The organism is Ruegeria sp. CE6, from assembly GCF_056537485.1.
The window spans coordinates 1,100,421-1,125,079 of sequence record NZ_JBQFRR010000001.1 but is presented as its reverse complement, the minus strand read 5'-3'; the positions used below and the strand labels follow the sequence as shown (position 1 = coordinate 1,125,079).

Genomic DNA, 24,659 nt, shown 5'->3' with positions numbered 1-24,659 from the left:
TCCATGAAAAACACAACGAGGTTGGCATGCTGATGCGCGGTCTGGAAAAGCTGACAAGCGCAATCTCAGAAGTCATGGGCCGCATCGGCTGGTTTCTCATCTTGTATTGCATGGCGTTTGGCGTGTCGGACGTATTCATGCGCTATGTACTGAACGCGCCCTCCCAGTGGATCGGCACCACATTGCAAGCTGCGATGGTGTTGTTGGCCTGCACCGGCGGCGTCTATGCATTGCAGCATGACAGTTTCGTCAAACTCGACCTGTTTTATGCAAACGCCAGCAAGCGGTCAAAGGCGATTTTGGATGTCCTGACGGCACCGATTGCAATCCTGTTTCTGGTCGCATTGATCTGGAAGGGTTACGAAGCCGCATCGCTGTCTCTGATGCTTAATCAGAAGACCCCGACATCCATTCCGATCCCGATTTATCCGATCAAATTTGCGATCCCACTCAGCGGTGCAATGGTTCTCTTGGTGGTCCTGAAACACTTGCTCCGCGATCTGCAAACGATCTTCGGGCGCAGTTAGACACGCTGTTCTGGGCGCCTGCAAATACAAACGAAAATAGACTGATCCACTAACGAGGAGGAATTATCATGAAACCAAACAGGTTTGTGCACACAACCATGTGGGCAGGCGCCATAGCCGTGACCGCAAGCATTGCCGTCGCACAAGATGGGCCGCCGGATGAAGTAACCGAGTGGACCTTCCAGCCCGCATTTGACCAGACCGATGCCGGCTGGGACAATGGCCTGATCCCTTGGGTTGAAGCAGTTGAAAAAGCGACTGAAGGCACGGTCAAAATCCGTGTTGAGCCCGCAGGGGCGCTGGTCAGCGGTGCAGAGGCCTTTGGCGCAGCGGCGGCTGGTCTGACCGATGGCTACGCGGGCTGGGGTTCAGTCTATGGTGGCGACATGCCCGAAGGCATGCTGGCGTTTGGCATGGCCATGGGCGCCGACAACACCGAAGAAGCGTGGGAAGTGATGTGGGGCAACCCCGACTACCGCGTTGGGGACATCGTGCAAGAGGCCGCCAACGCGCGGAACCTGCAGTGGGCAGGCTGGACCAACCAGGGACCGAACGCAATGTTCACCAAGTTCCGTGTCGAAAAACTGGAAGATCTGGAAGGCCGCAAGATGCGCGCCGGTGGACCCCAGGCCATCTTCCACTCGACCATGGGCGGCGCGCCGGTCTCGATGAACGGTGGTGAGATTTACACCGCAATCAAACTGGGCACCATCGAAGGCACCTACTGGGATACAGGCGGCATCGATGACATGTCGTTCCAGGAAGTTATCGACTATGCGATCATGCCCGGCTGGAACCCTGCTCAGCACCAGGAGATCTTCATCAACCTGCAGAGCTGGAACGCCCTGACCGACTGGCAGCGCGAAAAGATCAACGGAGTTTTTGAAGAAACCTATTTCGAAACCAGCCGCATGCATGCGGAAGGTGTCGAAGAAGCGCTTCAAATCCTGCGCGATGCCGGTGGTGAAGTAATCGAGCTGAGCGATGAAGAAGTTGCTCGTATGCGCGAGAAATCCATTGCCGAAGTGTGGCCGCAGGTTGCAGCCGCATCCGAGGGCAACGCCAAAGGCGTGGAAATCTTCAAGAGGTTCCTGGAAGACAAGGCGAACGCGCAATAATCCCGCGCAATGTCATCTTTCCAATATAGCTAAAACTCTTTCGCTGGCCTGATCGTCGGGCCAGCGGACCAGACGGGCGCATGTCAGTGTTAAAAGCACTGCTGACACACAACCCGGCAAAGACCGCGCGAACGGCCACTAGGTAGGGAAACTAAAGATCATGAGCCTCGAACTAATTACAGCGCTGTATTTCTTAATACTGTTTGGGATCCTTTTCATGGGGCTGCCGGTTGCGTTCGGCTTGGGCGGAACAGCGGTTCTATTTGCCCTGGTTTTCGAACCTCGCGCGCTGTTGTCCGTGCCCAGTGCATTCTATTCAACGCCTTGGAATTCGGTACTGGTCACAGTGCCATTGTTCTTGTTCATGGGCTCACTCATAAGATTTTCGGGGATAGCCGAAACGGCCTATGACGCCGTTTACAAGCTGATCGGCCACATTCATGGTGGTCTCGCGATGGGTACAGTTCAGGTCTGTACTGTTTTTGCTGCAATCACCGGCATCACACCACCGGCGACCACCACAATGGGTCAGATCGCCTATCCTTCGATGATGCGCTACAAATATGATCGCCGTATCGCGATCGGTTGTATCGCGGCAGGCGGTGCATTGGGTGCGCTGATCCCACCAAGCGTTCCGTTCATCTTCTATGGATTGCTGGCCAAGGTTTCGATCGGTGACCTGTTCATGGCGGGGTTGCTGCCCGGCCTGATGCTGGCAACTTTCTACACGATCTATATCGGCGTACGTTGTAAAATCCAGCCCGAGCTGGGCCCCGCCCTGCCCGCTGATCAGAAATTCACCCGCACCGAAAAACTGACCGCCGTTCTCAGCATCTGGCCGTTTGCCTTACTCATCATCATCGTTCTGGGCGTCATCTGGGGCGGTATCGCGACGCCGGCGGAAGCTGCCGCATTTGGTGCCGCAGGCGCCTTTGTCATCAACCTGATCTACGGCAAACTGACCTGGGAGGTGCTGAGGGAATCGTTGGTGTCCACCTTGAAGCTCAGCGGTATGGGGCTTTGGATTCTGATTGGTGCCACCGTCTATCTTAATGTGTTCAACACGCTTGGCAGCCAGGACCTGCTGACCAATCTGGTTCTTTCCATGCCCGGCGGTGCAACCGGCATCCTGCTGATGATGATGCTGATCATCCTCGTCCTGGGTATGGTGATGGATGATTGGGCCATCATCATGCTGTGCACACCACTGTTCATCCCGATTATCGACGAATTGGGGATCGACAAGCTGTGGTTTGGCGCGCTGTTCATCGTGAACATCCAAATCGCTTACCTGACACCTCCGTTCGGTTTTGTGCTGTTCTGGATCAAAGGGGTTCTGCCCAAGGATGTCAGCATGGGGGATGTCTACAATTCGGTTGGCCCGTTTGTGGCACTCCAGTTCGTTGGCCTGACCCTGATCTTCATCTTCCCGCAGATCGCCACCTGGTTGCCCAACATCCTGAAATAATCCGGAGGTACAGATGTATAACCATATCCTCGTTCCAGTCGCCCCTGATCACATCAACGACTGTGCCAAATCTCTGGATGCAGCAAGCCGCTTGCTGTCGGATGGCGGTACAGTATCGGTGCTGTCCGTTCTCGAAGAACTACCTTCGTATATCGGGTCGTACTTTCCGCCCGAGCAGGTTCAGAAAAGCGTTTCTGATTTTGAGGACAAACTGAACGCATCGATGGAGTCTCCGAAGATCGGCACTCATGTTGTTACAGGTCATCCAACAAATTCCATTCTGGATTGGGCCGAGGAACACAAAGTGGACTGCATAGTGGTTGCGTCACACCAACCGGGCCTTTCGGACTATCTGATCGGTTCAACGGCTGCACGTGTGGTCCGTCATGCACATTGCAGTGTCGTGGTACTGCGCGACAAGTAGAGCAGAAGCATAACACCTGACAGGTGTTATGCGCGCAAAGTGGCTGGCCAATGAGGCCAGCTATTGTCGTTCAGAACCCTTGCATCAGCATGTCTACAGCCACGGTGATCTGCTCGAAATCATCTTTCAGATGACCCACTGGTGATTTGAGGAGTCCCACAGGAACAGCAGCCATGAACTGGGTCATCATTACAACCAGCACACCATCTATCAGGAACTCAGGGTTGAGGCGGGTCGCTGGTTTCGGCGCATGTGCTTTTGGTAAAAGCGGCACCACCATGCGGGTATTCAGATCGCTCAAAAGATCGGTTTGCACATCCAGAAGATAGCCATCGCCGGATGGGTTGGGGAATACATCGTATTTCGGCATCAGAACTGACGAAAGCGGTCCAAGGGCAACCCGTGCCGTTCAACATACGAGTTTGAGCTTTGCAGTGCCTCCGCGTTTTCGGCCCTCCACTGTGCTGCCTTCGCAGCGGCAACGGCGGCACGCACTCCTTCTTCGGCGGCACGCGACAGGTTCACGTTCAGCGCTCTGGCCTCGGTGAGCAAAGCGCTATCAAGTGATAGATTGGTCGGTTTGCGTGGTTGAGCGTTCATTCTGTCTTGGTCTCCATGTGCCTGAGAATATCAATATACTATATGCGCGTCAAATATGCGCATATCTCCTAAAGGAATTCTCTGGCTTCGTGGCTCGTTCTTATGGTATTTCATTCAATGCTTATTGAACGAGAACCTAACGATTTCGGTTGAAATCGTCCTCTCATCCCCCTAATCACGACCCTACCTCGGGGTGCGCTAAAGACCGCGCTGAGATGCCAATTGGCAAACCCGTTGAACCTGAACCGGCTAGAACCGGCGGAGGGAAAGGTACAGGTTTCATCCATCCTTACCCTCTCGCCGCATTGGAGGATGATATGAAACATCTGGCAATTGCTGCGGGAATACTGACTGCGACTTCGGCTGTGGCAGCCGATAAGCCCACGTTGACCGTGTATACTTACGACAGCTTCGTTTCGGACTGGGGCCCCGGCCCGAAGGTCGAAGAGGCGTTTGAAGCGCAATGCGAATGCGACCTGAACCTTGTCGGCGTCGAAGATGGCGCGGCACTGCTGTCACGCATTCGGCTGGAAGGCGAAAACAGCGACGCCGATATTGTATTGGGTTTGGATACCAACTTGATATCGGCAGCTAAAGAAACCGGCCTGTTTGCACCTCATTCAGTCACTGCCGAGTATGCACTGCCCATCGAGTGGACCGACACAGTTTTTGCCCCCTACGACTGGGGTTACTTTGCATTTGTTCACAATGCAGATTTTGCCGCTCCTACCAGCTTCCGAGAGTTGGCAGATAGTGACATCAAGATCATCATTCAGGATCCGCGTTCATCGACACCGGGGCTGGGTCTTCTGCTGTGGGTCAAGGCCGCGTATCGCGATGAAGCCCAAGAAATCTGGGCTGACCTTGCTGACAATATCGTGACGGTGACCAAGGGCTGGTCCGAGTCATATGGCTTGTTCCTTGAAGGTGAGGCCGACATGGTTCTAAGCTATACGACCTCGCCAGCCTATCACCTGATTGCCGAGGAAGATGCCAGCAAAGCAGCGGCAGCCTTTGACGAAGGCCATTATATGCAGGTCGAGGTTGCGGCCAAGCTAGCCAATTCCGATCAGCCCGAGCTGGCAGATCAGTTTCTGAACTTCATGGTGTCTGACGCGTTTCAGACGATCATTCCAACGACCAACTGGATGTACCCTGCCGTAACTCCATCTTCCGGTCTGCCCGAAGGTTTTGAAACTCTAACGATCCCTCAGAAGTCTCTGCTGTTTGATCAGGACCAAGCCGCCATTGCGCGGGAACAGGCGCTTTCGGAATGGTTGGGCGCACTCAGCCAGTAAACCCACTCCCCGGTGTCAGTGCGGCGGCCATCGTTGCCGCACTGATATTGGGCACGTTGTTCATGGTGGCGGTGCGGGCAGATGCAGGCGGCGGGTTTGGTCCAGCCGACTGGGCAGCCTTACGCTTCACCCTGTTGCAAGCAACACTCTCTGCAGTGTTCAGCGCTGGTCTGGCTATTCCGGTCGCCCGCGCGCTGGCCCGCCGCCGGTTCACCGGCAGGCGCGTCCTGATCACGCTGTTGGGTGCACCTTTCATCCTGCCGGTCATCGTCGCCATTCTGGGATTGCTTCAGGTCTTTGGCCGGGCAGGATGGATCTCGGACGCGTTGGGCTATTTCGGTCTGCCGCCCATTCGAATCTATGGGCTGCACGGTGTCGTTCTGGCCCACGTATTTTTTAATCTACCTCTGGCAACACGCCTGATCTTGCAGGGTTGGCAGGAGATCCCTGCCGAGCGTTTCCGGCTAGCGGCCCAACTTGGGTGCGAAGGAATGGCAATGTTCCGTTTGATCGAACTGCCAATGCTTCGCCGCATTCTGCCCGGAGTGTTGGCCGTGATCTTCGCCATTTGCCTGACCAGTTTTGCTGTTGCCCTGACGCTGGGTGGAGGGCCGCGCGCCACCACGATTGAACTCGCGATCTATCAGGCCTTTACATATGATTTTGACTTAGGGCGCGCCGCCTTATTATCCGCTTTGCAACTTGTCCTGACTGCAGCGGCTGCGTTGGCAGCCTTAAAGTTCTCGCGCGGCGACGGGTTCGGTACCGGCCTGAATCGTGAGATCCGGCGCTGGGATGGCCGAGGACCGCTGCTGGATGCGTTTTGGATTATCACCGCCGCCGCGTTCCTGCTGCTACCTCTGGCATCCGTCACGATTTCGGGTATCGCTGGGCTGTTTGAGATGCCGGTTTTGGTGTTCCGTGCCGCTATAATTTCAATCTGTGTTGCCGCCGCCAGTACCATCCTCCTATTACTGCTGGCCCTGCCCATGGCGACAGCCGTCGCGACAGGCCGGTTCGGCATCGTCGAACTTGGCGGACTTCTTGGCCTCGCCGCCTCGCCCTTGGTCATTGGTACGGGTCTCTTTATTCTGATCCGCCCGCTGGCCAATCCTACAACTCTTGCGTTGCCGGTAACCGCGCTTGTGAACGCGGTCATGGCCTTGCCCTTCGCCCTTCGAATTTTGGTTCCCGCAGCGCGCGATGTGTTGGAACGGCACGGGCGGTTGGCACTGGCCCTGAACATGAACAACTGGTCCTTTTTCTTGCGTGTCATGCTTCCACGCCTGCGCCCCCAGATCGGTTTTGCCGCGGGCCTGACGGCGGCACTGTCCATGGGTGATCTGGGTGTGATCGCTCTGTTTGCGGATGCGCAGATCGCGACGTTGCCTCTGCAGATTTATCGACTTATGGGCGCATACCAGATGCAGGCCGCAGCAGGAGGCGCGCTGCTGCTGCTTATACTATCGATGGGTGTTTTCTGGGTTCTGGATCGAGGGGGGCGCTGGCATGCTGAAGCTTGACAATTGCATCATTGCAAATGGCAATTTCCAGTTAAGCGCTGACTTTGAGGTCAAGGCCGGATCCAGCGTTGCGATCATCGGTCCGTCGGGGGCGGGAAAATCAACGCTTCTTGAAACTATCGCCGGTTTTCGAGACCTGAGAAGTGGGCACATCCACTGGAAGGATCATGACCTATCGACATTACCACCAGGCAGTCGACCGATTGCAATGCTGTTTCAGGACGGAAACCTGTTTCCTCACCTGAGCGCCGAACAGAATGTCGCCCTGGGCCTAAGGCCCAATGGAGGTTTGACTGCAGACGACCAACACCACATTCAATCGGCCCTCGGCCGCGTTGGCCTGCAGGAAATGGCGGCCAGAAAGCCCGCCGAATTGTCAGGTGGTCAGCAAAGCCGCGTGGCGCTGGCGAGGATCCTTGTGCAAAAGCGTCAGGTGTTATTGCTCGACGAACCTTTCGCCGCCCTTGGCCCTGCCCTGAAAACAGAGATGCTCGATCTGGTCGCTGAATTAGTCGCCGAGACCAAAACCACCCTGCTTATGGTCAGCCACGACCCACGGGATGCGCTTCGGATAACCGACCAAACCGTATTGGTTGCGGATCAAATCGCACATCCACCTGCTGAGACCGAGACACTCTTCAACAATCCTCCGCCAGCGCTGCGCGATTATTTGGGCTGAATGAACTGATCCAGACAAGCGTCCAGCACCTCGTGCACACGCGGACCAATCTCGGGGGCCTCCGAAGCGCGCGGGCCTGCAATGTTCAGAACAGTAACAGGGTTGGCGCTCAGCCAATCCCGCACCTGTAGCGCGCAATTGGCCTCTCCTTTTCTGATGTCCACCACCAGATGCGGTTTTTCAGCATCAACCGCAAACTCAACCGTTTTCAGTGTGCCGGGACTGTCTGATCCGTCGATAAAAACAAGCGTGGCGTCACTCGCAAAGACGTTGAGCCTTGTCCGTTCAGCGACATCTTCAGACTTCGTTTCAACAAGCCCGCTGAGATGCGCCGGAATCAGCCCATCCTCATTGGTTCGGCCCTTCGGCACCCAGCCGCCGTAAGGGATGCCGTTTGCGCGGGCAAACTCCAATGCGGCAGTGTCTACGCCGGTTTGTCCACCTGATACGATTTTCTGAACACAACGCCCGAATGGGATTCCGTCTTGCTCGTCTCCCTGCGTCAACGCGCAATACCAAATTGAAACGGATCATTCTGCGCAAAGAAAAGCTTACCCTCTGCCATCACATGCGCCTGGCCAGTTAGCTTGGGGACAATGCCTCCGCCCTGCCCCGGCTGATAGGACAGCCTGTACGAACTTCCGATGATGCTTTCCTGAACGATTTCTTCTCCAGCGGACAAGCGCCGACTGGCCGCGAGGCAGGCCAGCCGGGCCGAGCTGCCGGTGCCGCATGGCGAACGGTCATAGTCATCGTCGGGGCACAGAACAAAGTTTCTGCTATGGATACATGCATTCGGTGAGGTGCCCTGAAAGATCACATGATCAACCGGCTCGCCATTTTCCCCGCCAACTTCTTGCGCAATGCAGGCTTCGCGAATTGCGATAGCCATGTCGGTCAGCGGGCGAATGTTCTCAGGCGCAATCGGGATCGGGCTTGGTTCAACAATGAAGAACCAATTGCCGCCATAAGCAACATCGCCGGTGACGGGGCCATACCCTGCAGTCGCGACCGTCACGGAATGAAGAACGCGGCGGCTTTCAATGTTGGTGACCTGCACGGTGTTGGCGTCCAGCAGATCAATCTTAACCTCACCTACCGGAGTTTCGATTCGGTGCGCGCCAACCTCGATCTGTCCAAGATGCGCCAATGTTACGCCCAACCCGATCGTCCCATGGCCGCACATGCCCAGTACCGCATCCGCGTCAAAGTAGATCACGCCCGCTTTGCATTCAGCACTGACCGGTTCGACAAGGAGCGCCCCGACCATGCCGGGCTGGCCGCGCGGCTCCAGTAGAACAGACTTGTAGAACCGCTCATGTTCCGTTGCCAGTCGCTTGGCGCGTTCAGCCAGTGATCCTGAACCCAGATCAGGCCCCCCTTCCAGAATGACCCGTGTGGGCATTCCACCGGTATGGCTGTCAATCACATGCATTCCGCAATGACCCCACCCTGACGAACCCAATCGGTAAACCACGACTTAAACAAATTGTACTGTTGCTCGCAGTAATTTCTCTGGGCGTCGGATAACACGTCGGTTTCATTGAAATGCAGGCGGTATTCTTCGTCGCCGTTCAGCACCAGCAGATGCTTGTAGTAAAGAACAAGATCCGTGCCTTCGTCAAAACTTGCCAGAACGCCAAATGCCTCGTCCAGTTCGCGCGCACGCAACCGTGCTTCGGCATGTCCCTCTGCTGCCTTTTTCGAAAGCGCCGCAAGCAACAATGCCTCTTTGGGCAGCGCCGTTCCTATCCCGGTGATCGATCCGGTGGCGCCGCAATTCACAAACCCATGGTAGACTTCAGTATCGACGCCTACCATCAAAGTGACCTGATCGTCCTGCGATGTAATATGTTCGGCGGCATAGCGCAGGTCGCTCTTGCCCCCGAACTCCTTAAAGCCAACCAAATTCGGATGCTCGGCCCGCAGTGCAAAAAACAAATCCGCACGAGTGGCAAACCCATAGACAGGGCTGTTGTAGATGATCGCAGGCACGTCCGGTGCCGCAGAAAGAATAGCCTTGAAATGGTTCTTTTGCGCGGCAACCGATGAGCCTCGTGACAGAACCCGAGGGATAACCATCAACCCTGCCGCGCCGACCTTCTGTGCATGTGCTGCGTGCGCCACAGCGGAATTCGAGTTGATGGCACCCGTCCCCACGACAACCGGCAAGCCAGCGTCGACCAGTCGTTCCACGCCCTCCATCCGTTGGGCATCCGTCAGAAGCGGCCAATCCCCCATCGAGCCACAATAGACGACAGCGGACATGCCGGCCGCGATCATCTCTTTGCCCTTTTTGACCAGCGCGTCAAAGTCAGGTGTCCTGTCGGCCTTACACGGCGTCATAAGGGCAGGCATAGTTCCAGTGAAAATAGTCCGGTCCATGAGATATCCGTTTGCTCAGGTTAGTATTGGTATTCTGCGCGAAAGCGCCGTGGCCTAACGTGTCATTCCAGCGAAACCCACAGGACCCTGGCGTCTTCCTTACTCGTAGAAATACAGCCATGCCCCATACCGCTATCGTAGTACAGAGAATCTCCGGGTTTCATCGGTAAGGGGCGGTAATGCTCGGATACGAATATCAACTCGCCACTGATAACGTACATAAATTCTTCGCCTGTGTGCCTGATCCAGTTCTCATATTCTGATATGTCACGCGCTTTTATCGTCGCGATATAAGGAAGCATTCGCTTACTGGTCAGGTCCGAGCACAGCAATTCGTGCATGTAGGTCGGCGTATTTCTTATCTCGCCTTGCCCTTTCGGCGTAAAATCACGTCGCCCCGAAATTCCCGATTGTGCGGACTGCAAGAACAGCTGTGGCGTGTTCATGTCCAAGGCCTGTGTCAGCCGCCGCACGATCTCGAAACTTGGACGTGTCTGGTTGTTTTCGATCTTTGAAAGTGTTGATCGACCGATTCCCGCTTCGCGCCCGGCCTCCTCCAATGTCCAGCCTTTTGCGCGGCGTGCATCCCGGATCGACCGACCCAAAGCCGCCCCCTCGTCCTGTTCTTCCGGTCCGGCACCATCTTTCAGGTTGTCCTCAGACATGGGAATCTCCTTGTTTTATCAAAGCTTACTCATTTCCCCCGAGCCAAACAACTTTACTGTGATGAAATTTTTGTTGCCTTGCGTACACTAATTCCACTATAGGAAACAAAATTTCGTACACTGGAAACGAGATTACAGGAGGAGATCATGTTCACAAAACCGCTCACCGAGGCTGATCCCGTCATCGCAGCATCGATCGCACGCGAGGGCATGCGCCAGGCTGAACAGATCGAACTGATCGCTTCCGAGAACATCGTCTCTCAGGCAGTGATCGATGCGCAGGGTTCCGTACTTACAAACAAATACGCCGAGGGCTATCCGGGTCGCCGCTATTATGGCGGGTGTGAATATGTGGATGAGGTTGAGGCCGAAGCCATTGACCGATTGAAGAAGCTGTTTGGCTGCGAATATGCAAACGTTCAGCCGCACTCGGGCGCGCAAGCCAACGGGGCGGTTAAGCTGGCACTACTCAGCCCGGGTGACACGATTCTTGGTATGTCGTTGGATGCTGGGGGTCACCTGACCCATGGCGCAAAACCTGCCCAGTCCGGCAAGTGGTTCCGTCCGGTTCAATATGGCCTGACCCAGGCCGGGCTGATTGACTATGATCAGGTTGAAGAATTAGCGAAAGCCGAAAAGCCCAAACTGATCATTGCAGGCGCATCGGCCTATTCGCAAAAGATCGATTTCGCACGCTTCCGCGCCATTGCCGACGAAGTTGGCGCATGGCTTCTGGCAGACATGGCCCACATCGCCGGCTTGGTTGCGACTGGCCTGCACCCCTCGCCCATCGGGCACGCACACATTGTTACGTCGACTACGCACAAGACGCTGCGCGGTCCGCGCGGTGGGATTATTCTTACAAACGATGAAGCGCTGGCAAAAAAGATCAACTCGGCTGTTTTCCCGGGTCTGCAGGGCGGCCCCCTGATGCATGTGATCGCAGGCAAAGCAGTCGCATTTGGTGAAGCGCTGCAGCCTGAATTCAAAGAATATATGCAGCGCGTTGTCGACAGTGCCTCGGCACTGGCCAACGTGATGATGGCGCGCGGGTGCGACATCGTTTCGGGCGGCACTGAAAACCACCTTATGCTGGTTGATCTGCGCCCAGTCGGCGTAACCGGCAAAGACGCCGAAGCGGCGCTAGAGCGTGCAGGATTCACCTGCAACAAAAACAGCGTTCCGGGTGATCCCGAAAAGCCCACTGTCACCAGCGGCATCCGTCTCGGTACGGCCGCAGGCTGCAGCCGTGGGTTTGGACCAGAAGAGTTCAAACAGATTGGCCACATGATTGGTGATGTGCTGGACGCGCTGGCACAATCGTCTGACGGTGACGAGACCGTCGAAAAGGAAACCCGTGAAAAGGTCCGCGCGCTCTGCGCAAGCCACCCGATCTACTGAAAGAAGACCAAATGACTTACGATCTTATTGTCATCGGGGGCGGTCCGGGCGGCTATGTCGCCGCGATCCGCGCGGCACAACTGGGCCTGAAAGTTGCCTGCGTCGAAGGACGTGGCGCACTTGGCGGGACCTGTTTGAATGTGGGGTGCATACCCTCCAAAGCGTTGCTGACCTCCTCGGCCAAATATGCCGAACTTGCGCATCTCTCCTCCCACGGTATTGCGGTCGAGGGGGCCAGCATCGATGTGCCCGCAATGATGGGACGCAAGGACAAGATCGTAGGCGACCTGACCAAGGGCATTGCGTTTTTGTTCAAAAAAAACGGCGTAGATCTGATCGAAGGGTGGGCCAGAATTCCGGCCGCTGGTCAGGTCAAGGTGGGTGACGAAGTCCATGAGGCCAAGAACATCCTCATTGCCACTGGTTCCGAACCTACCCCGTTGCCAGGAATTGAGATTGACGAGCAAGATATCCTCAGTTCGACGGGCGCGATTGCGCTGGAGAGTGTGCCCGAGCATCTGGTGGTGATCGGTGCCGGTGTCATCGGACTGGAACTTGGGCAAGTTTGGGCGCGTCTCGGAGCCAAAGTTACGGTCGTCGAATATCTAGACCGCGTGCTGCCCGGCATGGATGGTGAAATTGCCAAACTGGCGCAACGCGCGCTGTCAAAACGTGGCCTGAAATTCCAGCTGGGCCGGGCACTGAAATCCGTCGACAAAACGGATACTGGTCTGACACTAACTGTGGACCGCGTCGGCAAGGACAAAGAAGAAGTGATCGAGGCCGACAAGGTGTTGATCGCCGTGGGTCGCCGCCCAGTCACACGTGGCCTTGGCTTGGAAGAGCTGGGCGTGGCCGTGAACCAACGCGGTTTCATTGAAGTTGATGGCGCATTTCAGACATCTGTCCCGGGCATCTACGCCATCGGTGATTGCGTTCCCGGACCTATGCTGGCGCACAAGGCCGAAGAAGATGGTGTCGCCTGTGTTGAGATGCTGGCAGGCGAAGCTGGCCACGTCGATTACAACACCGTCCCCGGCGTGGTGTACACCGACCCCGAAGTCGCCTCGGTTGGTTTGACCGAAGAAGCACTGAAAGAATCCGGTGCCGAGTATTCGGTCGGCAAATTCGCCTTCATGGCGAACTCACGCGCGCGTTCGACCGGTGAAACAGACGGTGCAGTGAAGGTTCTGGCAGACCCGAACGGCCAGATCCTGGGTGCGCATATATGCGGAGCCCATGGCGGCGATCTGATCGCTGAACTGGTTCTGGCGATGACAAAGGGCGCAACGGTGTCCGAAGTCGCTGCAACCTGCCATGCGCACCCGGCCATGGGCGAGGCCGTCAAAGAAGCCTGCCTCGACGCCCTGGGCCGCGCGATCCACGCATAAGGGAGACCAGCCAGATGACCATCCAGCTTCGTCCTCGCCACCCGGAAAAAGCCAAAAAGGCCGACAGTGTCATCCCGCGCAAGCCTAAGTGGATTCGCAAGAAAAAGGGCGACAGCGCTGAATACTATGAAACACGACGCCTCATGCGCGAGCATGATCTGGCAACGGTCTGCGAAGAAGCCGCCTGCCCCAATATCGGCGAATGCTGGTCCAAGCGTCACGCGACCATGATGATTATGGGTGAGGTCTGTACGCGGGGTTGTTCGTTCTGCAATGTCTCAACGGGTCGCCCGGATGCTCTGGATGTGTTTGAACCCGGGCGAGTCGCCGCCGCCGTCAAGAAACTGGGCCTGCGTCATGTGGTGATCACCTCGGTCGATCGCGATGATCTGGCAGATGGTGGGGCCGAGCATATCGCTCAGACCATCCGTGCCGTGCGCCATCAGAACGCCGGTACGACTGTCGAGGTTCTGACACCCGATTTTCTTGGAAAAGGCACTGCGTCAGAGATCGTATTTGAAGCGGCGCCAGACGTTTTCAACCACAATCTGGAAACTGTGCCGCACCTTTATCCAACTGTGCGACCGGGTGCACGCTATTACACCTCGCTGCGTCTGCTGGATGATGCCAAACGCGCGAACCCGGAGCTTTTTACCAAATCTGGCCTGATGGTCGGGCTTGGCGAAAGTCTGAACGATGTCCGTCAGGTCATGGACGACCTGCGCGCGGCCAATGTCGATTTCCTGACCGTCGGCCAATATCTGCAACCGACCCCTAAACACCATCCGATTGACCGGTTCTGGACACCGGAAGATTTTGCCCAACTGGAACAGATCGCGCGTTCCAAGGGCTTTTTGCACGTGTCGGCAACGCCGCTGACCCGATCATCGTTCCACGCGGACGAAGACTTTGCCGCCCTCAAGCAGGCCCGCCAGCGGGCTTTGGCGAACAGGGCATAAACCTAACGCAAATGGGAGGGAAACCATGGAAGCGTTAAATTCAATCGTAGGGGCCATCAATGGCGTCGTGTGGGGGCCGCTGATGCTGGTTCTCATTCTCGGCGTTGGCTTCTTCCTGCAGGTCGGCCTGAAGTTCATGCCGATCCTGCGCATTGGCACGGGCTTCAGCCTGTTGTTCAAAGGCCGCGAAGGTCAGGGCGAGGGCCAGATCAGCCCGTTCAACGCGCTGATGACCTCGCTATCTGCGACTATCGGTACGGGCAACATCGCTGGTGTGGCCACTGCTGTCTTCCTGGGCGGTCCGGGTGCCTTGTTCTGGATGTGGATGACCGCCCTGGTGGGCATGGCCACCAAATATGCCGAAGCTGTCTGCGCGGTGAAATACCGCGAAAAAGACGAGCTTGGTAACTATGTCGGCGGCCCGATGTACTACATCAAAAATGGCCTCGGCGCGAAATGGGCCTGGCTGGGTGTTGCATTTGCTCTGTTTGGCGCAATCGCGGCGTTCGGCATCGGCAACGGCGTACAGGCCAATGGTGTTGCACAGGTTCTGGAGTCGAACTTCGGCCTGAACACTTCGGTTACCGGCGTTGTCCTGATGGTTCTGACCGCGGCCGTGATCCTGGGCGGCATCACCCGCATCGGTGCGGTTGCAGGTAAACTGGTTCCGTTCATGGCGATTGCCTACATCGTCGCAGGCCTGCTGGTTCTACTGATCAACATCGGTAACATCGGCTCCGCTCTGTCGCTTGTTTTCACCTACGCCTTCACCCCGTCGGCCGCCGAAGGTGGTTTCGCGGGTGCTGCCGTTTGGGCCGCGATCCGCTTTGGTGTGGCACGTGGTGTTTTCTCGAACGAAGCCGGTCTGGGTTCCGCTCCGATCGCACACGCCGCAGCCGAGACCAAAGGTCCGGTCAACCAGGGCCTGATCGCGATGCTGGGTACGTTCATCGACACAATCATCGTCTGCACCATCACCGGTCTGGCGATCATCTCGTCGGGTGCGTGGACATCGGGTGAATCCGGTGCAGCACTAACCAGTCACGCGTTCGAACTGTCGCTGCCGGGTATCGGTGGGTATCTCATCGCCATCGCTCTGTCGATCTTTGCCTTTACCACCATTCTGGGCTGGTCCTTCTATGGTGAGAAATGTGTTGAGTTTCTGCTAGGCGTGAAATCCCTGATGCCCTACCGCGTCCTGTGGATCGTCATGATCTATTTTGGCGCAACAGCGGATCTGGGCTTCATCTGGCTGCTGGCCGATACGCTGAACGCGATGATGGCCATTCCGAACCTGATCGCCCTGGCGCTGCTGAGCCCGATCGTCTTCAAACTGACGAAAGAGTTCTTCGCTTCGGGCGGCAAGTCCGAAGAGCCAGGCGGCACACCCGCCGAATAATCTCGGATGAAAATACGGGGGGCCATCCCGGCCCCCCGGCTTCAAACAGAATTCCATTTCTCGAGGAGAGACGTGATGGCCACGAAAATCCTGCTGCCGATTGATCACACCGACGACCGTTCGTGGAAGAACGCCCTGCCGCTCGCACAAGAACAAGCAAAGTTCTACGGTGCCGAATTGCACGCGATTGCCGTCATTCCTGAGATCATCCAGTTGCCGAACCTGCCCGCCAACTATGGCGCAGGCGCAAAAGACCACGTGCGCAATGCGGTGCAGGCCATACTGGATCACAACGGTGCATCTGATGTGGCGATCCATATCGAAGAAGGCAGCGTCTATCGTGAGATACTGAAGCTCGCCTACAAAGAGGGCTTTGATCTGATCGTCATGGCTTCGACCAAAGGCGATTTTCCGAACTACGAGATTGGCCCGAACCTGGCCCGTGTCGTGCGCAACGCGCATTGCACCGTCACGGTTGTTCGCGACCAGTCCCGCTGATTGAAAGGTTAGTCTGATGACCGAATTAAAACGCACGCCTCTTCACGCTTTGCATGTTGAGTTGGGGGGTAAGTTGGTTGATTTTGCGGGATGGGAGATGCCTGTTCAGTATCCTTTGGGGATTATGGGGGAGCATAAGCAGTGTCGTGAGAAGGCGGCGGTGTTTGATGTGTCTCATATGGGTCAGGTGATTTTGCGGGGCGAGAATGTGGGTGAGAAGCTGGAAGCGCTTTGCCCGCAGGCCTATGCGACGCTGAAGGAAGGCAAGGCGCGGTACGGGTTCTTTACGAACGCAGAAGGCGGGATCATGGATGACCTGATCGTGTCGAATGCGGGCGATCATTACTTTGTGGTGGTGAACGCGGCGCTGCGGCATCAGGACATTCCGCATATGCGTGAGCACCTTGAAGGCGTCGAAGTGATCGAGATTTTCGACCGCGCGCTGGTGGCGGTTCAGGGCCCTGCGGCGGAAAACGTTGTGGGCGAACTGTGCCCCGCCGCGCGTGATCTAAAGTTCATGGAAACCACGGTTGCCGATATCAACGGTGTTGAGTGCCGTATCTCGCGGCTGGGCTATACCGGCGAGGATGGCTACGAGATCTCGATCCCCGAGGACAAGGCGATCGAGATCACCAAAGCCTTTCTGGCGCATGAGGATTGCGAGGCGGCCGGTCTGGGCGCGCGCGACAGCCTGCGGCTTGAGGCAGGTCTGTGCCTTTATGGCAATGACATCGACCAGAGCACCTCGCCGGTCGAGGCCTCGCTGGGCTGGGCGATGCAAAAGCGCCGCAAGGAAGAGGGCGGTTTCCCGGGCGCGGACCGCGTGCAGAAGGAACTGGCCGAAGGTCCCGCCAAAAAGCTGGTGGGCATCAAGCCCGAAGGCCGTGCGCCTGCGCGTCAGGGTGTGGAAGTGCGGTGCCTTGAGGGCAACAGCATCGGTCAGATCACCTCGGGCGTGTTTGGCCCCACGGTGGGTGGACCGGTGGCGATGGGCTATGTGAGCAAAGGCCATGGCGAGCCGGGCGAGAAGGTGAACCTGATCATCCGGGGCAAGCCGCAACCGGCTGAGATCGTGGCGCTGCCCTTCGTCAAACAGAATTACAAGCGTTGAAGTCAGGAGAGAGAGACATGGCAACCTATTATTCCGAAGAGCATGAATGGCTGAGCGTTGACGGCGACACCGCCACGCTGGGCATCACCAAACACGCCGCCGAGCAGTTGGGTGACGTGGTGTTCGTGGAACAGCAGGAAGCAGGCGACGAGTTCGAAAAAGGCGGCGAGATCGGCGTGATTGAATCCGTCAAGGCGGCGTCCGAGCTTTACGCACCGGTCGACGGCGAGATCACCGAGGTGAACGAGGCGCTGGCCGACAATCCCGGCGCGCTGAACGAAGACCCCGAAGGCGAGGCCTGGATCTACAAGATCAAGATCGCGGACGCCTCGCAGCTCGAAGACCTGATGGACGAGGCCGGCTACAAGGCCTTCATCGGTTAACTCAGGCGGCGGGTCCGTGCGCGGCCCCGCCCCTTCATCTGTTTCCAAATACTTCCGCCGGAGGCTCCTGCCGTCTCCGCCGGGCCTGACCTATCCTTGAGGAGCGCACACATGGCCTTCAAACTGACCGATTACGAAGCCTATGACTTCGCCAACCGCCGCCATATCGGGCCCAGCCCGACCGAGATGCGCGACATGCTCAAGGTGATCGGCTTCAAGACACTGGACGAGCTGATCGACGCCACCGTCCCGCCGGCGATCCGGCAGAAAGAGCCGCTGGACTGGGGTCCGGCGATGACTGAGCGCGATGCGCTCTTTCACATGAAAGAAGTGGCGAGCAAGAACAAGGTTCTGACTTCGCTGATCGGTCAGGGCTATTATGGCACCACCACGCCGGCGCCGATCCTGCGCAACATTCTGGAGAACCCGGCCTGGTACACGGCCTACACGCCTTATCAGCCCGAGATCAGCCAGGGCCGACTTGAGGCGCTCTTGAACTTCCAGACCATGGTCAGCGACCTGACCGGGCTGGACGTGGCCAACGCGTCCTTGCTGGACGAAGCGACTGCTGCGGCGGAAGCCATGGCGATGGCCAAGCGCGGTGGCCGGTCCAAGGCCAACAATGCAGCCTTCTTTGTCGACAAGAACTGCCACCCGCAGACCATCGCGGTGATTAAAACGCGCGCCGAGCCTCTGGGCATCGAGGTGCAGGTGGCTGATCCGGACACGCTGGATGCGGGCGCGGTCTTTGGCGCCATCTTCCAGTACCCCGGCACCCATGGCCATGTGCGCGACTTCACCGCCGAGATTGCGGCCCTGCATGAACACAAGGCGATTGCCATCGTCGCCGCCGATATCCTGTCGCTGGCGCTGCTGAAGTCGCCCGGCGAGATGGGCGCGGATATCGCCATCGGCTCGACCCAGCGCTTTGGTGTGCCGATGGGCTATGGTGGCCCGCACGCCGCGTATATGGCGACCACCGACAAGCTGAAGCGCTCGATGCCGGGCCGGATCATCGGTGTCAGCATCGACAGCCGGGGCAACAAGGCTTACCGCCTGGCGCTGCAGACCCGCGAACAGCACATCCGGCGTGAGAAAGCCAACTCGAACGTCTGCACCGCGCAGGCGCTGCTGGCGGTGATTGCCTCGATGTATGCCGTGTATCACGGCCCCGACGGCATCAAGGCCATCGCGCAATCGGTGCACCGCAAGACCTCGCGTATGGCCGCCGGTCTGGAAGAGGCAGGCTTTGCTGTGGAGCCGGAAGTGTTCTTCGACACGATCACGGTTGAGGTTGGCCATCTGCAGAAAACGGTCATGGAGGCCGCTGTGGCCCGGGGCGTCAACCTGCGTAAGGTCGGCGACACGAAAGTGGGCATCAGCCTGGACGAACAGACCCGGCCCGAGACCATCGAGGCGGTCTGGGGGGCCTTCGGCATCGACCGCAAGGATGACAGCTCGAACGTGGCCTATCGCCTGCCGGATTACGCGCTGCGCGAAAGCGAGTACCTGACCCACCCGATCTTCCACAAGAACCGGGCCGAGGCCGAGATCACGCGCTACATGCGCCGTCTGGCCGACCGCGACCTGGCGCTGGACCGGGCGATGATCCCGCTGGGCTCGTGCACCATGAAGCTGAACGCCACGATCGAGATGATCCCGGTCACCTGGCCCGAGTTCGGCAACCTGCACCCGTTCTGCCCCGAAGATCAGGCGCAGGGCTATCATGAGATGATCGATGATCTGAACGACAAGTTGTGCCAGATCACCGGCTATGACGCGATCAGCCAGCAGCCCAACTCGGGCGCGCAGGGTGAATACGCAGGCCTCTTGACCATCCGCAACTATCACTTCGCCCGGGGCGAAGGGCAGCGCAATGTCTGCCTGATCCCGACCTCGGCGCATGGGACCAACCCGGCCTCGGCGCAGATGGTCGGCTGGCAGGTTGTGCCTGTGCAGGCGGATGAGAAGGGCAACATTGATCTGAATGACTTCCGCGCCAAGGCCGAAAAGCACTCCGATCATCTGGCCGCCTGCATGATCACCTACCCCTCGACCCATGGCGTGTTCGAGACCACCGTGCAGGAGGTCTGCCAGATCACCCATGATCACGGCGGTCAGGTTTATATCGACGGCGCCAACATGAACGCCATGGTGGGTCTGTCGCGTCCCGGAGACATCGGCGGTGACGTCAGCCACCTGAACCTGCACAAGACCTTCTGCATCCCCCATGGCGGCGGCGGCCCCGGCATGGGTCCGATCGGCGTCAAAGCGCATCTGACCGAGCACCTGCCCGGCCACCCGGAATACGGCACTGCCGTGGGTCCGGTCTCGGCGGCGCCCTTTGGGTCGCCCTCGATCCTGCCGGTTAGCTGGGCCTATGTGCTGCTGATGGGCGGCGCGGGTCTGACGCAGGCCACGAAAGTGGCGATCCTGAACGCTAACTACATCGCGGCGCGGCTCAAGGATGCCTACCCGATCCTCTACACCTCGGAAACGGGTCGCGTGGCGCATGAATGCATCCTCGACACCCGCCCGCTGGACGAGGCGGCCCATGTCAGCGTCGATGACATTGCCAAACGTCTGGTGGACAGCGGCTTCCACGCACCCACCATGTCCTGGCCGGTGGCCGGCACCCTGATGGTCGAGCCCACGGAATCGGAACCCATGGACGAGCTGGACCGCTTCTGCGACGCCATGCTGTCCATCCGCTCCGAGGCGCAGGACATCATCGACGGCAAGATCGACGCGGAAAACAACCCGCTGAAAAACGCCCCCCACACGGTGCGCGATCTGGTCGGCAACTGGGACCGCCCCTACACCCGTGAACAGGCCTGCTTCCCCCCAGGCTCCATGGGCGTCGACAAATACTGGTCCCCCGTCAACCGCGTCGACAACGCATACGGCGACAGAAACCTCATCTGCACATGCCCTCCAATGACCGAATACATGGACGCAGCAGAGTAAACCTCAATCAATAAACCCCCGCCAACTGGCGGGGGTTTTCGCCCATCGGAAACCTGTGTTCCGATCTGAGCCCATTTCCAGTGTCGTTTTCCGCTGATGAAGCGTCTTTTACGCTTGCTGCAGGTGCAAACGACCCATACCTCTGTGCGTGGGACACCCCTCCCCAACGAGGGGCGTGTATCTGGAAGGGTAATACACATGACTATCGAACAACCGGCGACGCGGCCGGCCAACCCGCGTTTTTCCTCGGGCCCCTGTGCCAAACCCCCCACATTTGATCTGACGAAACTGGCGGATGCCGCCTTGGGCCGCTCGCATCGGGCTGCTGTTGGCAAGGACAAGCTGAAGGCGGCCATTGAAGGCACGCGAGAGATTCTAGGCATTCCAGCGGATTATCGCATCGGCATTGTACCAGCCTCGGACACCGGTGCGGTTGAGATGGCGCTTTGGTCTTTGCTGGGTGAGCGCAAAGTTGAAATGCTGGCCTGGGAAAGCTTTGGCGCGGGTTGGGTGACTGATGTGGTCAAGCAACTGAAAATCGACGCTGAAGTGAAAACCGCCGAGTACGGGCAAATCGTTGATCTCGCGTCCGTCGATTTCGCCAACGATGTGGTGTTCACATGGAACGGAACGACTTCGGGTGTGCGGGTCCCAGATGGCGACTGGATTGCCGATGATCGTCAGGGTCTGACGATCTGTGACGCGACATCCGCTGCGTTCGCGATGGACTTGCCATGGGACAAGTTGGATGTGACAACGTTCAGCTGGCAGAAGGTACTAGGCGGAGAGGCGGCTCATGGGATGCTGATCCTGTCTCCGCGCGCGGTCGAGCGCTTGGAGAGTTACACCCCGTCATGGCCATTGCCGAAGATCTTCCGCCTGACCAAAGGTGGCAAGCTGATTGATGGGATATTCACCGGCGCGACGATCAACACACCCTCAATGCTCGCGGTTGAGGATTACCTTTTCGCGTTGGACTGGGCGCGTTCAGTCGGAGGCTTGCAGGGGCTGATTGCTCGTGCGAATGCCAATGCTGGCGCGGTTCATGCGTTCTGCGACCAAAATGACTGGATCGCCAATCTGGCCGAAGACTCGACAACTCAATCAAATACGTCGGTCTGTCTGAAGTTCACCGATACGCGCATTCAAGATGGTGCCGTTTTTGCCAAAGCCGTCGCCAAACGGCTTGAGGCCGAAAACATTGCGCTTGATATCGGTGCCTATCGCGACGCGCCTGCGGGTCTGCGCATCTGGTGCGGCGGCACGGTTGAGACATCAGATATCGAGGCGATGCTGCCCTGGCTTGCATGGGCTTTTGAAACCGAGATTGCAGCGCAAACCGAAGCTGCCTGACCTTTTCTACCGGGCCGCATCCGGCCCGGACCTTCCACAATGTTCAAGGACCAAAAATATGGCTCCCAAAGTACTCGTCTCTGACAAGCTGAGCGAAACCGCCGTACAAATCTTCCGCGACCGTGGCATCGACGTGGATTTCATGCCCGATCTGGGAAAGGACAAAGACAAACTGGCCGAGGTGATTGGTCATTATGACGGCCTCGCCATCCGTTCTGCCACCAAAGTCACGCCAACCATTCTGGAGAAGGCAGACAAGTTAAAAGTTATTGGTCGTGCCGGGATCGGCACCGACAATATCGACAAGGATGCGGCCTCGAAAAAAGGCGTCATCGTGATGAACACACCGTTCGGCAACATGATCACCACCGCCGAGCATGCCATCGCGATGATGTTTGCCGTGGCGCGGCAAATCCCCGAGGCCAGTACCTCGACCCATGCGGGCAAGTGGGAAAAGTCCAAGTTCATGGGGATTGAGCTGACCAACAAGACCCTGGGCGTGATCGGCGCGGGCAACATTGGTGGCATCGTATGCGAGCGTGCTTTGGGTCTAAAGATGAAGGTCGTCGCCTATGATCCCTATCTTGGCGAAGAGAAAGCCGCGCAGATGGGTGTGGAAAAGGTCGAACTGGACGAGCTTCTGGCCCGCGCTGACTTTATCACTCTGCACGTGCCGCTGACCGATCAGACGCGCAATATCCTCAGCCGTGAGAATCTGGCCAAGACCAAGAAAGGCGTGCGCATTGTCAACTGCGCCCGTGGCGGTCTGGTCGACGAGGACGCGCTGGCCGAGGCGTTGCAATCGGGTCATGTCGCCGGTGCGGCCTTTGACGTGTTCAGTGAGGAACCGGCCAAGGAGAACGCCCTGTTCAACCTACCCAATGTGGTTTGCACACCGCACTTGGGTGCGGCCACGACTGAGGCGCAGGAGAACGTGGCGCTGCAAGTGGCCGAGCAGATCTCGAATTACTTGCTGACCGGAGCGGTCGAGAACGCACTGAATATGCCCAGTGTGACAGCAGAGGAGGCCAAGGTCATGGGGCCGTGGATCAAGCTGGCCGGGCATCTGGGCAGCTTCATTGGTCAGATGACGGATGAGCCGATCAAGGCAATCAACATCCTCTATGACGGTGTCGCTGCGAACATGAACCTGGCTGCGTTGAATTGTTCGGTCGTTGCCGGAATCATGAAGAAATTCAATCCCGAGGTGAACATGGTCTCGGCCCCGGTTGTCGCGAGAGAGCGTGGCATCCAGATATCGACGACCAATCAGGACAAATCCGGTGCGTTCGAAGGCTATATCAAGGTCACTGTGGTGACTGAAAAGCGTGAACGCTCAATCGGTGGCACGGTGTTCAGCGACGGCAAGCCGCGGTTTATTCAGATCAAGGGCATCAATATCGATGCCGAGATCGGGGCGCATATGCTCTATACGACTAACGAAGACGTGCCGGGCATCATTGGTGCTTTAGGACAGACCATGGGCGAGAACGATGTGAACATCGCGAACTTTACTCTTGGACGATCCGAAGCCGGCGGTGAGGCGATTGCGTTGCTTTATGTTGATGAACCGGTACCAGCCGAGGCGCGCGCCAAACTCGCCGAGACAGGTCTGTTTACTCAGATCAAACCGTTGGAGTTCGACGTGGCCTAACGGTCGCTGTTGAACTTCTGTGACAGATTGATGCCCGCGCTTGTCCAAAGCGTGGGCATCGCCTTTTCAAAGTGCTGATTTTGCGCCAGAAGTGCGGCAATCACCATTGCCCGAGGGGAAGCTGATGACCAATCCGATCTACGCAATTGGAGATTTGCACGGCCGCGTGGATGAGTTCGAGCGCTCCTTGGCGCTGATCGAACGCGATGGCGGCCCCGATGCCGAGATCGTGTATCTGGGCGATTACGTTGATCGGGGCCCCGACAGCCGGGGCGTTCTGGATCGGCTGATCGCTGGTCGCGATGCGGGCAAGCGGTGGATCACTCTGCTGGGCAACCATGACCGGATGTTTTCATGGTTCCTCGAAGATGTCCCGCGTCACGATCCGCATATGTTGGTCGGGTATCATTGGCTGCACGAGCGGTTGGGTGGTGTCGAAACACTACAAAGCTATGGCGTGTTCTTCGATCAGCAGACACGGCTCGAGGATCTGCATGCAACAGCGCGGGGTGCGGTTCCCGATGCGCATCGGATATTTCTACAAGGGCTCATCGCCATGCATCAAACGCGCGAGATTGCTTTTGTCCATGCGGGCATTCGGCCCGGTATTCCGCTGAGCGAACAACGGGAAAATGATCTGGTCTGGATCAGGCAAACCTTTCACAACCACCGAGGTCCTCATCCGAAACTGATCGTCCATGGGCATACGCCGGTGGATCAATCAACGCATTACGGCAATCGCATCAACCTGGATAGCGGCGCAGGGTATGGCCGCCCGGTTGGCGTTGCGGTGTTCGAAGGACAGGATTGCTGGTTGTTGACGGACAAGGGTCGCGTTGCGCTTTTGCCTTGAATA

Annotated in this window: 24 protein-coding genes and 1 riboswitch; of the genes, 18 read left to right on the top strand and 6 right to left on the bottom strand. The window is 57.6% G+C overall.

Annotated features, from left to right (window positions below; genetic code table 11):
• Positions 1–26: 26 nt before the first annotated feature.
• The 4 genes from ACR0DK_RS05605 to ACR0DK_RS05590 all read left to right on the top strand — a co-directional run bounded on the left by ACR0DK_RS05605 (position 27) and on the right by ACR0DK_RS05590 (position 3,537).
• Positions 27–527 carry a TRAP transporter small permease subunit gene (locus ACR0DK_RS05605; RefSeq protein ID WP_170393772.1) on the top strand — a complete coding sequence of 167 codons (501 nt, stop codon included), beginning with the start codon at positions 27–29 and terminating at the stop codon, positions 525–527.
• A 68-nt stretch (positions 528–595) separates the two neighbouring features.
• Entirely contained in the window at positions 596–1,645 is a 1,050-nt protein-coding gene (locus ACR0DK_RS05600; protein ID WP_170393770.1) for a TRAP transporter substrate-binding protein, read from the top strand.
• Positions 1,646–1,805: 160 nt separating this feature from the next.
• On the top strand, positions 1,806–3,113 hold the full coding sequence (locus tag ACR0DK_RS05595; protein WP_170393768.1) for a TRAP transporter large permease: 1,308 nt from the start codon (positions 1,806–1,808) through the stop codon (positions 3,111–3,113).
• A gap of 13 nt (positions 3,114–3,126) precedes the next feature.
• Entirely contained in the window at positions 3,127–3,537 is a 411-nt protein-coding gene (locus ACR0DK_RS05590; RefSeq protein ID WP_170393765.1) for a universal stress protein, read from the top strand.
• A gap of 70 nt (positions 3,538–3,607) precedes the next feature.
• On the opposite strand, the gene ACR0DK_RS05585 is transcribed toward ACR0DK_RS05590, so the two are convergent.
• Both ACR0DK_RS05585 and ACR0DK_RS05580 read right to left on the bottom strand, forming a co-directional pair.
• A complete protein-coding gene (locus ACR0DK_RS05585) occupies positions 3,608–3,907 on the bottom strand; it encodes a CcdB family protein (protein WP_170406924.1) in 300 nt (99 codons plus the stop codon).
• Positions 3,907–4,137, bottom strand: a complete 231-nt coding sequence (locus tag ACR0DK_RS05580) for a type II toxin-antitoxin system CcdA family antitoxin (protein WP_170406922.1) — start codon at positions 4,135–4,137, stop codon at positions 3,907–3,909. Before ACR0DK_RS05580 ends, ACR0DK_RS05585 begins: the two co-directional genes overlap by 1 nt.
• Positions 4,138–4,316: 179 nt before the next feature.
• A riboswitch (TPP riboswitch) is annotated at positions 4,317–4,422 on the top strand.
• A 32-nt stretch (positions 4,423–4,454) separates the two neighbouring features.
• On the opposite strand from ACR0DK_RS05580, the gene thiB reads away from it, so the two are divergent.
• The 3 genes from thiB to ACR0DK_RS05565 are packed head-to-tail and all read left to right on the top strand — an operon-like array spanning position 4,455 to position 7,637.
• Positions 4,455–5,435, top strand: coding sequence for a thiamine ABC transporter substrate binding subunit (gene thiB / locus ACR0DK_RS05575; protein WP_170422511.1), 981 nt, complete (start codon positions 4,455–4,457; stop codon positions 5,433–5,435).
• Positions 5,411–6,958, top strand: a complete 1,548-nt coding sequence (locus tag ACR0DK_RS05570; protein ID WP_480568022.1) for a thiamine/thiamine pyrophosphate ABC transporter permease ThiP — start codon at positions 5,411–5,413, stop codon at positions 6,956–6,958. The genes thiB and ACR0DK_RS05570 overlap by 25 nt, the downstream gene beginning before the upstream one ends.
• Positions 6,945–7,637: a thiamine ABC transporter ATP-binding protein gene (locus ACR0DK_RS05565; RefSeq protein ID WP_480735108.1), complete on the top strand. Its 693-nt coding sequence runs from the start codon at positions 6,945–6,947 to the stop codon at positions 7,635–7,637. Before ACR0DK_RS05570 ends, ACR0DK_RS05565 begins: the two co-directional genes overlap by 14 nt.
• Here ACR0DK_RS05565 and ACR0DK_RS05560 read toward each other — a convergent pair.
• The 4 genes from ACR0DK_RS05560 to ACR0DK_RS05545 all read right to left on the bottom strand — a co-directional run bounded on the left by ACR0DK_RS05560 (position 7,625) and on the right by ACR0DK_RS05545 (position 10,687).
• A complete protein-coding gene (locus ACR0DK_RS05560) occupies positions 7,625–8,143 on the bottom strand; it encodes a putative molybdenum carrier protein (RefSeq protein WP_170732602.1) in 519 nt (172 codons plus the stop codon). The two genes, ACR0DK_RS05565 and ACR0DK_RS05560, sit on opposite strands and share 13 nt — an antisense overlap.
• On the bottom strand, positions 8,140–9,072 hold the full coding sequence (locus ACR0DK_RS05555; protein ID WP_480735106.1) for a 4-hydroxyproline epimerase: 933 nt from the start codon (positions 9,070–9,072) through the stop codon (positions 8,140–8,142). Before ACR0DK_RS05555 ends, ACR0DK_RS05560 begins: the two co-directional genes overlap by 4 nt.
• Positions 9,063–10,022, bottom strand: a complete 960-nt coding sequence (locus ACR0DK_RS05550; RefSeq protein ID WP_223118457.1) for a dihydrodipicolinate synthase family protein — start codon at positions 10,020–10,022, stop codon at positions 9,063–9,065. Before ACR0DK_RS05550 ends, ACR0DK_RS05555 begins: the two co-directional genes overlap by 10 nt.
• A gap of 62 nt (positions 10,023–10,084) precedes the next feature.
• Positions 10,085–10,687 (bottom strand): helix-turn-helix domain-containing protein, encoded by a 603-nt coding sequence (locus tag ACR0DK_RS05545; protein WP_170393747.1) that lies wholly within the window; start codon positions 10,685–10,687, stop codon positions 10,085–10,087.
• 147 nt (positions 10,688–10,834) lie between these two features.
• On the opposite strand from ACR0DK_RS05545, the gene glyA reads away from it, so the two are divergent.
• The 11 genes from glyA to ACR0DK_RS05490 all read left to right on the top strand — a co-directional run bounded on the left by glyA (position 10,835) and on the right by ACR0DK_RS05490 (position 24,656).
• Positions 10,835–12,088 (top strand): serine hydroxymethyltransferase, encoded by a 1,254-nt coding sequence (glyA, locus tag ACR0DK_RS05540; RefSeq protein ID WP_223118458.1) that lies wholly within the window; start codon positions 10,835–10,837, stop codon positions 12,086–12,088.
• An 11-nt stretch (positions 12,089–12,099) separates the two neighbouring features.
• Positions 12,100–13,479, top strand: a complete 1,380-nt coding sequence (gene lpdA / locus ACR0DK_RS05535; protein ID WP_480735102.1) for a dihydrolipoyl dehydrogenase — start codon at positions 12,100–12,102, stop codon at positions 13,477–13,479.
• Between the two features lie 14 nt (positions 13,480–13,493).
• Positions 13,494–14,438: a lipoyl synthase gene (gene lipA, locus ACR0DK_RS05530; protein WP_170511646.1), complete on the top strand. Its 945-nt coding sequence runs from the start codon at positions 13,494–13,496 to the stop codon at positions 14,436–14,438.
• 25 nt (positions 14,439–14,463) lie between these two features.
• The gene (locus tag ACR0DK_RS05525) at positions 14,464–15,837 is read left to right on the top strand and encodes an alanine/glycine:cation symporter family protein (protein WP_170393738.1); all 1,374 of its coding nucleotides are present in this window, start codon (positions 14,464–14,466) and stop codon (positions 15,835–15,837) included.
• A 75-nt stretch (positions 15,838–15,912) separates the two neighbouring features.
• Positions 15,913–16,335, top strand: a complete 423-nt coding sequence (locus ACR0DK_RS05520) for a universal stress protein (protein WP_170393736.1) — start codon at positions 15,913–15,915, stop codon at positions 16,333–16,335.
• A 16-nt stretch (positions 16,336–16,351) separates the two neighbouring features.
• The gene (gene gcvT / locus ACR0DK_RS05515) at positions 16,352–17,446 is read left to right on the top strand and encodes a glycine cleavage system aminomethyltransferase GcvT (RefSeq protein WP_480735098.1); all 1,095 of its coding nucleotides are present in this window, start codon (positions 16,352–16,354) and stop codon (positions 17,444–17,446) included.
• A 17-nt stretch (positions 17,447–17,463) separates the two neighbouring features.
• The gene (gcvH, locus tag ACR0DK_RS05510; RefSeq protein WP_170393732.1) at positions 17,464–17,829 is read left to right on the top strand and encodes a glycine cleavage system protein GcvH; all 366 of its coding nucleotides are present in this window, start codon (positions 17,464–17,466) and stop codon (positions 17,827–17,829) included.
• A 111-nt stretch (positions 17,830–17,940) separates the two neighbouring features.
• A complete protein-coding gene (gcvP, locus tag ACR0DK_RS05505; protein ID WP_480735693.1) occupies positions 17,941–20,796 on the top strand; it encodes an aminomethyl-transferring glycine dehydrogenase in 2,856 nt (951 codons plus the stop codon).
• A gap of 198 nt (positions 20,797–20,994) precedes the next feature.
• A complete protein-coding gene (locus ACR0DK_RS05500) occupies positions 20,995–22,149 on the top strand; it encodes a phosphoserine transaminase (protein ID WP_480735096.1) in 1,155 nt (384 codons plus the stop codon).
• A gap of 58 nt (positions 22,150–22,207) precedes the next feature.
• Entirely contained in the window at positions 22,208–23,803 is a 1,596-nt protein-coding gene (gene serA / locus ACR0DK_RS05495; protein ID WP_170406884.1) for a phosphoglycerate dehydrogenase, read from the top strand.
• A gap of 124 nt (positions 23,804–23,927) precedes the next feature.
• Positions 23,928–24,656, top strand: coding sequence for a metallophosphoesterase family protein (locus ACR0DK_RS05490; protein ID WP_170509011.1), 729 nt, complete (start codon positions 23,928–23,930; stop codon positions 24,654–24,656).
• Positions 24,657–24,659: the final 3 nt, after the last annotated feature.

Coding starts and splice junctions, on each gene's coding strand:
- ACR0DK_RS05490 (WP_170509011.1), top strand. CDS start 23,928: ATGACCAATCCGATCTACGCAATTGGAGATTTGCACGGCCGCGTGGAT.
- gcvT (WP_480735098.1), top strand. CDS start 16,352: ATGACCGAATTAAAACGCACGCCTCTTCACGCTTTGCATGTTGAGTTG.
- lipA (WP_170511646.1), top strand. CDS start 13,494: ATGACCATCCAGCTTCGTCCTCGCCACCCGGAAAAAGCCAAAAAGGCC.
- ACR0DK_RS05600 (WP_170393770.1), top strand. CDS start 596: ATGAAACCAAACAGGTTTGTGCACACAACCATGTGGGCAGGCGCCATA.
- lpdA (WP_480735102.1), top strand. CDS start 12,100: ATGACTTACGATCTTATTGTCATCGGGGGCGGTCCGGGCGGCTATGTC.
- ACR0DK_RS05590 (WP_170393765.1), top strand. CDS start 3,127: ATGTATAACCATATCCTCGTTCCAGTCGCCCCTGATCACATCAACGAC.
- ACR0DK_RS05565 (WP_480735108.1), top strand. CDS start 6,945: ATGCTGAAGCTTGACAATTGCATCATTGCAAATGGCAATTTCCAGTTA.
- glyA (WP_223118458.1), top strand. CDS start 10,835: ATGTTCACAAAACCGCTCACCGAGGCTGATCCCGTCATCGCAGCATCG.
- ACR0DK_RS05595 (WP_170393768.1), top strand. CDS start 1,806: ATGAGCCTCGAACTAATTACAGCGCTGTATTTCTTAATACTGTTTGGG.
- ACR0DK_RS05550 (WP_223118457.1), bottom strand. CDS start 10,022: ATGGACCGGACTATTTTCACTGGAACTATGCCTGCCCTTATGACGCCG.
- serA (WP_170406884.1), top strand. CDS start 22,208: ATGGCTCCCAAAGTACTCGTCTCTGACAAGCTGAGCGAAACCGCCGTA.
- ACR0DK_RS05580 (WP_170406922.1), bottom strand. CDS start 4,137: ATGAACGCTCAACCACGCAAACCGACCAATCTATCACTTGATAGCGCT.
- ACR0DK_RS05525 (WP_170393738.1), top strand. CDS start 14,464: ATGGAAGCGTTAAATTCAATCGTAGGGGCCATCAATGGCGTCGTGTGG.
- gcvH (WP_170393732.1), top strand. CDS start 17,464: ATGGCAACCTATTATTCCGAAGAGCATGAATGGCTGAGCGTTGACGGC.
- ACR0DK_RS05520 (WP_170393736.1), top strand. CDS start 15,913: ATGGCCACGAAAATCCTGCTGCCGATTGATCACACCGACGACCGTTCG.
- gcvP (WP_480735693.1), top strand. CDS start 17,941: ATGGCCTTCAAACTGACCGATTACGAAGCCTATGACTTCGCCAACCGC.
- thiB (WP_170422511.1), top strand. CDS start 4,455: ATGAAACATCTGGCAATTGCTGCGGGAATACTGACTGCGACTTCGGCT.
- ACR0DK_RS05585 (WP_170406924.1), bottom strand. CDS start 3,907: ATGCCGAAATACGATGTATTCCCCAACCCATCCGGCGATGGCTATCTT.
- ACR0DK_RS05570 (WP_480568022.1), top strand. CDS start 5,411: ATGGTTGGGCGCACTCAGCCAGTAAACCCACTCCCCGGTGTCAGTGCG.
- ACR0DK_RS05545 (WP_170393747.1), bottom strand. CDS start 10,687: ATGTCTGAGGACAACCTGAAAGATGGTGCCGGACCGGAAGAACAGGAC.
- ACR0DK_RS05500 (WP_480735096.1), top strand. CDS start 20,995: ATGACTATCGAACAACCGGCGACGCGGCCGGCCAACCCGCGTTTTTCC.
- ACR0DK_RS05605 (WP_170393772.1), top strand. CDS start 27: ATGCTGATGCGCGGTCTGGAAAAGCTGACAAGCGCAATCTCAGAAGTC.
- ACR0DK_RS05555 (WP_480735106.1), bottom strand. CDS start 9,072: ATGCATGTGATTGACAGCCATACCGGTGGAATGCCCACACGGGTCATT.